The organism is Streptomyces panaciradicis (assembly GCF_023516615.1).
Taxonomy (GTDB): domain Bacteria; phylum Actinomycetota; class Actinomycetes; order Streptomycetales; family Streptomycetaceae; genus Streptomyces; species Streptomyces panaciradicis.
The window spans coordinates 20,304-29,516 of the sequence record NZ_JAMGBF010000018.1 but is presented as its reverse complement, the minus strand read 5'-3'; the positions used below and the strand labels follow the sequence as shown (position 1 = coordinate 29,516).

The following is a 9,213-nucleotide window of genomic DNA, read 5'->3' as shown; positions in this document are numbered from 1 at the left end:
TCTTGTAGTAGGAGGTGGCGAGCAGCTCCTCGGCCGTCTCGATGAACTCGATGTCGTCGAACTCGACGTTCTCCATCGCGATTCACTTCCCCTCTTTGTTTTCGCCGGGTTGTTCCCGGCGACTGATGAAATCTTCGCCGGGGACGCGGATTTCCGTCAACCGATCAAGAAAGGCGGGAAATTGAACGCGAAGCGCCCTGTTCAACCGCTGCCGGGCAGCGGTTAAACAGGGCGCGAAGGGCGGTGCGGCGCGCGGGGCCGTCAGCGGCGGTGCGGCTCCCGCACCACGGCGACGTCGCCGGCCGGCACGGCGACCGCGTCGCCCACCGGCTTCCCGGTGAGCAGTTCGACCGCTCCCGGCGCGACCGGGACCGTCGCGTCCTCGCCGCCGTGGTTGATCAGGAACAGGTAGTCGGCGTCGGGGCCGCGCCGCAGCACCGCCTCCACCCCGGCGGGCGCCGTGCGGACGGCCGTCACGCCCGCCTCCGCGCGGACCCGCTCCAGCAGGCCGGCCAGGGTCGCCGGGTCGGGCCGCGTGGACAGGTACCAGGCGGCGCCCGAGCCGTGCGCGTTGCGGGTCACCGCCGGGATCCCGGCCAGCGGGCCCGTCGTGTACGACGACACCGCCTCCGCGCCCTCCAGCCGCACCCGCTCCGACCACAGCGAGCCCGTGCCGCCGCCGCTCAGGGCCACCGTCTCCCCGGGCAGCAGCGGGAACAGCTCGTCCGTCCGGATGCCCAGGGCCGTACGGAACGCGCCCGGGTAACCGTCCAGCCGCACATGGCAGTCGGCGTCGACCATGCCGCTGTGGAAGCCGACGGCGAGCGTACCGCCACGCTCGGCGAACGCACAGAGGTTCGCCGCGCCCGCGTCGTCGACCAGGTAGAGGCTGGGCGCCAGGACCAGCCGGTACGCCGACAGGTCGGCGTCCGGGCGGACGAAGTCCACCGCCACGCCCGCGCGCCACAACGGCTCGTACCAGTCCCGCACCAGGTCCAGGAAGCGCAGTTCGCCGCTCGGCTGCGAGGGCAGTTCCAGGGCCCAGCGGGCGTCCCAGTCCCAGACCACGGCCACCTCGGCCGGCGTCGTGCTGCCGCGCACCTCCGCGAGCGCCCGCAGGTCCGCGCCCAGTCGCACGACGTCCCGCCAGATCTGGCTGTCGGTCCCGGCGTGCGGCAGCATCGCCGAGTGCCACTGCTCGGCGCCCGCCTTGGCGGCCCGCCACTGGAAGTAGGCGATGCCGTCGGCGCCCCGGGCGACGTGCGCGAGGGCGTTGCGGCGCAACTCCCCGGCCGTCTTGGCCCGGTTGACCGGCTGCCAGTTGACCGCGCCCGTGGAGTGCTCCATCAGCAGCCAGGGGCCGCCGGCCAGGGAGCGGACCAGGTCGCCGCTGAGCGCGATGTCGATCTCGGACTCGGGGTCACAGGAGCGCAGGTAGTGGTCGTTGGAGACGATGTCCAGTTTCGGGGCCCAGCGCCAGTAGTCGAGGGCGTCGAAGTTGTACATCACCATGAAGTTGGTGGTCGCCGGGGTCGTCGGCGCGGCCTCGGCCAGGACGTCCCGTTCGGCCTCGTACAGCGACAGCAGGGCGTCGCTGCAGAAGCGGCGCCAGTCCAGCCGGTGCGTGGGGTTGGGGACCGCGCCGGTCGCGCGCGGGGGCAGGATCTGGTCCCAGTCGTAGTACCACTGGCTCCAGAAGGTGGTGCCCCAGGCGTGGTTGAGGGCGTCCAGGCTCGCGTACCGGTCCTGCAGCCAGGCGCGGAACGCCTCCGCGCTGGTGTCGCAGAAGCACTCGGCGTTGTGGCAGCCGTACTCGTTGTGGACGTGCCACATCGCCACGGCCGGGTGATCGGCGTACCGGCGCGCCAGTTCGCCGACGATCCGCAGGGCGGCCTCCCGGTAGGCCGGGCTGGACGGGCAGAACGTCTGGCGGCTGCCGTACGACAGCCTGCGGCCGTCCGCGTCCACCGGCAGGGCGTCCGGGTGGGCGACGAAGAACCAGGCGGGCGGGGCCGCGGTCGGGGTCGCGAGGTCGGCGGCGATGCCGTGCTCGTGCAGCAGGCCGAGGATGCGGTCCAGGCGCGAGAAGTCGTAGGTGCCCTCGGAGGGTTCCAGCAGCGCCCAGGAGAAGATGTTGACGCTGACCATGGTGACCCCGGCCTCGGCCATCAGCCGCATGTCCTCGGCCCACACCTCCTCGGGCCACTGCTCAGGGTTGTAGTCGCCGCCGTAGGCGATGCCCGGGACGTTCAGGGCGCGGGTCATCGGGCACCTCCGGAGAGCAGCCGGCGCGTGGTGGCGACGCCCCACTCGTCGAGGGACAGCAACCGGTCGCTGGAGGCCATCAGGCCGCCGGTGGCCTCGACGTGGGCCGCCCAGCGCTCGCGGGTCTCCACGGCGGGGCGGGCCATCAGGCAGTCGGGGTCGTTGGTCCAGAGCCGGCCGTGCTGCCACTGGCGGCCCACGCCGGTGAACTCGGCCGGGTCCTGGCCGGGCTGGCTGTAGTCGTCGGCCTCGGGGCGGCGGTGCGGGGCCGTGTCGGGGCTGACCCGCATCGCGTCGAACAGGCCGATGGAGGGCAGGATCGGCGCCCCGCAGCCCAGCAGGTAGGCGTCGGCGCCGATGGCCTCGCGGATCAGCCGGATGCCGTCGCGGTACGCGGTCAGCGCGTCGACGTCCGCGTGCCGTACGCCGTCCAGCGCGCCGGCGTACAGGAAGTCGACCTTGAAGTAGTCGTAGCCCTCGGAGCGCAGCGTGCGGAAGACGTCCGTCAGGTACGCCGCCGCCTCGGGGTGGGTGGTGTCCAGCACCCGCAGGTCGTGGCCCCAGTTGCGGCCGGCGTGCGCGAAGCCGCCGTCGGCGGAGCGGACCAGCCAGTCGGGGTGCTCGCCGGCCAGGTCGCTCGCCGGGTCCACCAGGAAGGGGGCCGTCCAGATGCCGGCCCGGCGGCCGCGCGCCCGGATGGCGTCCGCGATGCCCGCGCGGGAGCGGAAGCGGCCGGAGAGGGTGAGCCAGTCGCCGAGGGCCTTCTGGTAGCCGTCGTCGATCTGGACGACGTCGATGGGCAGGTCGAGGGTGTCCATCGCACGGAGGTTCTCGTGGATGTCGTCCTCGGTGACGTGCGTGAAGTACTCGTACCAGGAGCACCAGACGGTGGGCGCCGGCCGCGGCGGTGCGACGCCGAGGCTGTCGGCCCAGCCGCCCAGCGCTTCCTGGATGCCGGTGCCCGTCCACTCCTTCACCGGACCGTCCGCGGTGACCTCCGCGAGGCCGTCCGTCACCGTCAGCCGGATGGAGGGGACCTCGCCGGTGGGGTCGACGGCCGCCCACAACCGGGCCGGTGAGCCGTCGCCGGGGTCGAGCGCCAGCAGGCCCTCGCCCTGGAAGGTGCCCTCGGGGACGGTAACGCCGGGGCGGTAACAGACCGTCGCCCAGTTGTCGTTGGTCGGGCGGTACGGCCGCTCACCCGGGGCGTAGGCCCCGCTGGGGCTCCAGGACTGCCAGCCCTCCTCGTGGACCCGGGCGTTGAGCGGGTCCACGGGGAGGGAGGCGACGGGGGTGAAGGGGTGGTGCACGGGGGTCTCTTTCACAAAGGGGGCGTCAGCCCTTGTTGGCGCCGAGGGTGAGGCCGCTGACGAACTGCCGTTGCAGCACGAAGTACACGATCAGGGTGGGGATCGCGGTGAGCAGGGCTCCGGCGGCGACGAGGTTGGGATCGGTGAAGTACTGCCCGGAGAGGTTGTTCAACGCGCTGGTGATCGGCATGTTCTCGCCGGTGGAGATCAGCACGATGGCCCAGAAGAAGTCGTTGTAGATCCAGATGGACAGCAACGTCGCCAGGGCGGCCATGGCGGGCTTGCACAGGGGCAGCACGATCTGCCAGTACTGGCGCCACACCGACGCGCCGTCCACCAGGGCGGCCTCGGTGAGTTCGTGCGGCAGCATCCGCATGTAGTTGGACAGCACGAACGCGCAGAACCCGGACTGGAACGCGACGTGGATCAGCACCAGGCCGAGCGCGGAGTCGTACAGCTTGCCGCTGGCGGTGACGCCCGGCAGGTCGATCAGCAGGTACATCCGGTACAGCGGGGTGATGATGACCTGCTGGGGCAGCAGGTTGCCGGCGGTGAACACCAGCAGCAGGGCGATGTTGAGACGGAAGTCGAACCGGCTGACGTAGAACGCCACCATCGACGACAGCAGCAGCGTCAGCAGCACGGCGGGCACCGCGATGATCAGCGTGTTGCCGAAGTAGTGCAGCATGTCGGACTGCACGAAGGCGTTCTTGAAGTTGTCGAACGTCAGCTTGTCCGGCCAGGACACATAGCCCTTGTTGCTGGTCTCCGAGTACGGCCGCAGCGCGGCGAAGACCGCCCACACCAGCGGGGCGAGCCAGGCCAGCGAGGTGGTGACGAGGAAGACGTGCAGCAGGATCCGGGCCGGGCGGACGGGAGTGCGCTGCTTGGTGACGACAGCCGTGCTCATGCGCGCCGCTCCTTCCGGAAGGTCGCGATCAGGTACGGGATGATGACCGCGAGGGAGATCACCAGCAGGACGACGGCGATCGCGGAGCCGTAGCCGATCCGGCTGGACTCGCCGATGATGTTGTTGGTGATCAGGATCGACAGCAACTCGGTGCCCTGGGCGCCCTTGTTGAAGACGAAGACCAGGTCGAAGGCGCGCAGGGCCTCGATGATCGTGACCACCAGGACGACGGTGTTGGTGGGGCGCAGGGTGGGGAAGATGACGTTCTTGAACGTCTGCCACTCGTTCGCGCCGTCCAGGGCGGAGGCCTCGCGCAGGGAGGGGTCCACGCCCTTCAGGCCGGCCAGGTAGAGGATCATCATGTAGCCGGTGTGCCGCCAGGAGGCGGCGACCAGCACGGCCCACAGGTTCAGGTGCGGGTCGCCGATCCAGTCGATGTAGTGGCCGGGCTTGTTGGCCCCGATGAGGCTGTTGATCAGGCCGGTGTCGGGGTTGTAGACGAGCTGCCAGACGAAGCCGGTGACCGCGAGCGAGACCACGACCGGCAGGAAGTAGGCGGTCTGGTAGACCCGGGAGAACCGGATCTTCTTGTCCAGCTGGACGGCCAGGAACAGGCCCATCGGCGTCGGGATCAGGATGAGCACGACGAACCAGATGATGTTGTGCTCGACCGCGGGCCAGAACTGCGGGTTGTCGCTGAACAGTTGTTTGAAGTTGTCGAGCCCCACCCACTTGATGGAGTCGAAGCCGATGCCGTCCCAGCTGGTGAAGGCCAGGAAGATCGACGCGATGGCGGTGACCCAGACGAGGGCCACATGAAGGACCGTCGGCACGCCGGCCATGAAGGCGAGCGTGATGCGGTCGCGGCGGGTCAGCAGGCGCTTGTGGCCCCGCGGGACCCGCTCCTTGACAGGCGCGGGGCCCGAAGACGGCTGGGGGGCCGCCTCCGGGCTCGTGGTGGTGGTGTCGGCGCTCATCAGGACGCGAAGATCGTCTTCTTCTGGCGTTCGATCGAGGCCAGCAGGCTGTCGACGCCCTTGGGGTTCTGCAGGAACTTCTGCAGCGAGGGCTGCATCACCGTGGAGGTGAAGTCCGGCCGGGAGTCGCGGTCCATGAACTGCGTCAGGCTCTTGGCGTTGGAGATCATCTCGAACGCCTTCTTCTGCAGCGGCGTGTAGGAGGCGGTGGAGGCCTTGCTGGAGGCCGCGACCACGCTCGGGTCGCCCTTGAGGTAGAGCTCCTCGGCGCCCGGGGTGCCCAGGTACTCCATCAGCTTGACCATGCCGGCCTTGCCCTTCCCCGCCTTGGAGACCATGAAGCCGTCGGTGGGCGCCTCCACGGTGTCCTGCCCGTACGCGGAGTTGATCTCCGGGAAGGCGAAGAAGTCGAGGTCGTCGAGGTCGGCCTTGTTGGTGAACTGCTGGGCCACGAAGGTGCCCAGGAGGTACATGCCGGCCTTCTTGGACACCAGGGTCTGCGCGGCGTCCTGCCAGGTGCGGCCCATGAAGCCGTCCTGGTGGTAGGGCAGCAGCTCGGCCCAGTGGTCGAAGACGGCCTTGACCTTGGCGTCGGTCCAGGCGGCCTTGCCCGCCATCAGCTCGACGTGGAAGTCGTAGCCGTTCAGGCGGAAGTTGATCTGGTCGAAGGTGCCCATGGCCGGCCAGGCGTCCTTGTCGCCGAACGCGATCGGGACCAGGCCGTCCTTCTTCATCTTCTTGCACAGGGCGACCAACTCGTCCCAGGTGGTGGGCACCTGGTAGCCCTTCGCCTGGAAGACGCTCTTGCGGTAGAAGACCGCCCACGGGTACGTGGTCATCGGCACGAAGTAGTACTTGCCGTCCTCGCCCTTGCTGAGCTTCTTCATCGCGTCGGGGAAGTTGCCCCCGATCTTGTCCCACACGTCGTCGATCGGGGACGCGAGGCCCTTCTTGGCGAAGAACTGCATGCGGTAGCCCGCGAACCACTTGAACACGTCGTCCGGCGTGCCCTGCAGGTAGGAGTTGATCTGCTCCTGGAAGGTGTTGTGGTCCTTCGTGTTGACGTCGACCGTGATGCCGGACTGCTTCTTGAACGCGTCGTAGACGGCGGCGTACGCCTTCTTCGGCACCGCATCCGAGTCGTTGGAACCGACGCTGACGGTCTTGGAATCCGACCCGCTGCTGCTGCTTCCGCAGGCGCTCAGCAGGGGTATGCCCGCTCCGGCGAGCAGCGCGGCACCGCCCGCGCCGCGCAGCAGACTGCGGCGGCTGGGGGAGGGAAGGGAGAGACCCGAGGGGGAGAGGTCCATGTACGGCTCCTGAAGGCAGGGTTCGGCCACAACTGCGCCATGTCGAAACAAGTCGAAACCGACCAGAAATCAACTCGACCGAACATCGTGGCGGTAATAACAGCGTCATGTCCGCTCATGGGTCAATAGCTGCCCAAGAGCTTTGTGGAAACGTGACCGACATGTTTTAGATCGATCTCGTCCGAGCGGTCGGACAGAGGTGCCGTGAGATAAGCGGACATGCCGGTTTCGCACCGGGCGCCGACCGAGGTCAGCCGGTGATCCGCACGGTCCTGGAGACGGTGACCTGGTCGATGTCGGAGGTCCTGACCGTCGCCTTCAACGTCCAGGTCCCGGCGATGGGGAGGGTCACCGAGTCGGTCCCCCAGTAGCCGCCGAGGTTCGTCAGCCGCGCGTCGATCGGGCCGATCCTCCGGGCGGGGAGCGTGAAGGAGAGCCGCAGCTCGGGGACGGTGGAGATGCCGCCGTCGGGGCCGAAGACGACCGCCTGCACGGAGTTGTCGCCGACCCGTGCGGGGTCGAGGGTGATCTGCACCTTGCCGTGCCCGCCGGGGGTGCCGACGTCGAACGGGATCATGGTCACGGACGTGGCCGGCAGCCCGCCGGCCGTCGTCGGCGCCTGCTCGGCCTCGGCGGCGGCGCGGCCCGGCAGGGTGCCGGTGAGAACCGTGGTGACCACCAGGACGACCACGCCCACGGTCACCTCGGCGAGAACGGAGCGGCGCAGCCCGCGGCGGGAGGCGGCGGACTCCGCCGGGTCGGCGGACGCGGGCGCCGCGGACGGGCCGGCGGGGTCGTCCGGCGCGGGCAGCGCCGGCCCGCCGCCGACCGGCTCGGGCACCCGTTCCCGTACGACCGCCTCGGCCGGCGCCGCGACGAGCCGTGCCGTCCACTGCCGGGAGAGCCACGCCAGGGCCAGCAGCAGCACGACCGCGGCCAGCTTGGCGAGCAGCAGACGGCCGTACGTCGTCGCCGTGAGCGCGTTCAGGGAGCCCAGGCCGCGCCAGGACTGGTAGACGCCGGTGACGACGAGGACGGTCACGCAGGCCGGGGCGAGACGGGAGAAGCGGGCCACGGCGGCCGGGGCGAGTTCGGTGCGGTGCAGCAGGACCAGCAGGGCCGTGAGTCCGCCCAGCCAGACGGCCATGGCCAGCAGGTGCAGCACCGAGGAGGTCATGGCCAGGGGCACCTGGATGCCGGCCGAGGCGTGCTCGGCGGCGGCCCAGGTCAGCGCCAGCGCGACGGCCACGGCGGTGAGGGCGGCCAGGAGCGGCGGGGAGGCGGCCGGGATCGGCCGCGAGACGGCCCGGCGGGCGGCCTCAGACCCCGCGTCCGCCCGTCCGGCGTCCGCCACGGCCGGGGGCCGCCGTTCGGCCCCGTGCGGCCCGTCCTGGGCCTCGGCCACCGGTGGACGCCCGTCGGCCGCGTGGACGGCCTCCTCGTTCGGTTTGTCCTGGGCCTCGGGCCGGTCCGGGGCGGCGTCGGCGGCCGTCCCCCGCGAGGCATCCGGGACGGACCGCGCCGACCGACCGCTGCCCGCCGCCGACAGCCAGGACCAGCCCGGTCGTTTGCGGAGTGACACGAAGGCGGCGGCGACGATCAGCAGCAGCGCCAGCCGCACCAGCAGGGCCATCCCGGGGCGGCCCGTCAGGGTCCGGGTGAGGGCCCCGGCGTCGAAGGCCGCCGCCGGGCCGGCCCCGGTCTCGTACGGGGCGCGCAGTGCCAGCAGGAACAGGCTGGTGCCCAGGAGGGTCCACCAGCCCGCCACCAGGGGTTTGCGCAGAGGAGCGGGGTCCGCCGGGCGGCACAGGACGACGAAGGCCGACGTGCCGATGAGCAGGGCGGCGGCGAGGTAGGCCAGATAGCGGGCGATGTTGTACAGGCCGGCGGTGGCCGGGTTCTCGACCGAGCCGGCGTTCACCGCGGCGACCGTCGGTGAGGGTTTGCCGACCGAGAAGGTGAACGCTCCCGACACCGGGTGGCTGTCGGCGGACACGGCCCGCCAGGCCACCACGTACGTGCCCCGGGCGAGTTCGGCGGGAAGTGTCACGCGCGCGGTGTCCGAGCCGCCCGGACCGTGCTCGGCCGGTCCCGTGCGGACCCGCTTGTTGTCGGGGTCCAGGACGCGGAAGGAGTCGTCGAGCAGGCCGACGGACTCGGTGAAGGTCAGCGTGATCGAACGGGGCGCCGACTTCAGGACGCTTCCGTCCTTCGGGTCGGTGGACTTCAGGGCCGCGTGGGCCGACGCCGGTCCGGCGCCGCCGAGGACGAGCAGCACCAGCAGGGCGCCCAGCAGCAGGGGTCCCCGGACTCCCGCGCGCACACCGGCCTCCCGCGGCCGCCGTCCGCCGCGCGCACCCTCACACCTCACGTCGTCTCTCCGTCGTCGGACTCGCCGCCTTCCGGTTAGGTACGCACGGAAGCCGCCGTGTGCTCAGTGC

The 9,213-nt window shown here is 70.7% G+C and carries 7 protein-coding genes; 1 reads left to right on the top strand and 6 read right to left on the bottom strand.

Annotation, left to right across the window (positions count from 1 at the left end; all coding sequences use genetic code 11):
* Positions 1–226 (top strand): hypothetical protein (locus M8J74_RS07825; protein ID WP_249835701.1); only part of this gene is annotated, 226 nt, incomplete at its 5' end.
* 35 nt (positions 227–261) lie between these two features.
* On the opposite strand, the gene M8J74_RS07820 is transcribed toward M8J74_RS07825, so the two are convergent.
* The 6 genes from M8J74_RS07820 to M8J74_RS07795 all read right to left on the bottom strand — a co-directional run bounded on the left by M8J74_RS07820 (position 262) and on the right by M8J74_RS07795 (position 9,071).
* Positions 262–2,265 (bottom strand): beta-galactosidase, encoded by a 2,004-nt coding sequence (locus tag M8J74_RS07820; protein ID WP_249835700.1) that lies wholly within the window; start codon positions 2,263–2,265, stop codon positions 262–264.
* Positions 2,262–3,575 (bottom strand): glycoside hydrolase family 36 protein, encoded by a 1,314-nt coding sequence (locus M8J74_RS07815; protein ID WP_249835699.1) that lies wholly within the window; start codon positions 3,573–3,575, stop codon positions 2,262–2,264. The genes M8J74_RS07820 and M8J74_RS07815 overlap by 4 nt, the downstream gene beginning before the upstream one ends.
* Before the next feature lie 25 nt (positions 3,576–3,600).
* Positions 3,601–4,485: a carbohydrate ABC transporter permease gene (locus tag M8J74_RS07810; RefSeq protein ID WP_249835698.1), complete on the bottom strand. Its 885-nt coding sequence runs from the start codon at positions 4,483–4,485 to the stop codon at positions 3,601–3,603.
* Positions 4,482–5,462 carry a carbohydrate ABC transporter permease gene (locus M8J74_RS07805; RefSeq protein WP_058924421.1) on the bottom strand — a complete coding sequence of 327 codons (981 nt, stop codon included), beginning with the start codon at positions 5,460–5,462 and terminating at the stop codon, positions 4,482–4,484. The genes M8J74_RS07810 and M8J74_RS07805 overlap by 4 nt, the downstream gene beginning before the upstream one ends.
* On the bottom strand, positions 5,462–6,772 hold the full coding sequence (locus M8J74_RS07800; RefSeq protein ID WP_058924420.1) for an ABC transporter substrate-binding protein: 1,311 nt from the start codon (positions 6,770–6,772) through the stop codon (positions 5,462–5,464). The genes M8J74_RS07805 and M8J74_RS07800 overlap by 1 nt, the downstream gene beginning before the upstream one ends.
* A gap of 250 nt (positions 6,773–7,022) precedes the next feature.
* On the bottom strand, positions 7,023–9,071 hold the full coding sequence (locus tag M8J74_RS07795) for a copper resistance protein CopC (RefSeq protein WP_249835704.1): 2,049 nt from the start codon (positions 9,069–9,071) through the stop codon (positions 7,023–7,025).
* Positions 9,072–9,213 lie beyond the last annotated feature (142 nt).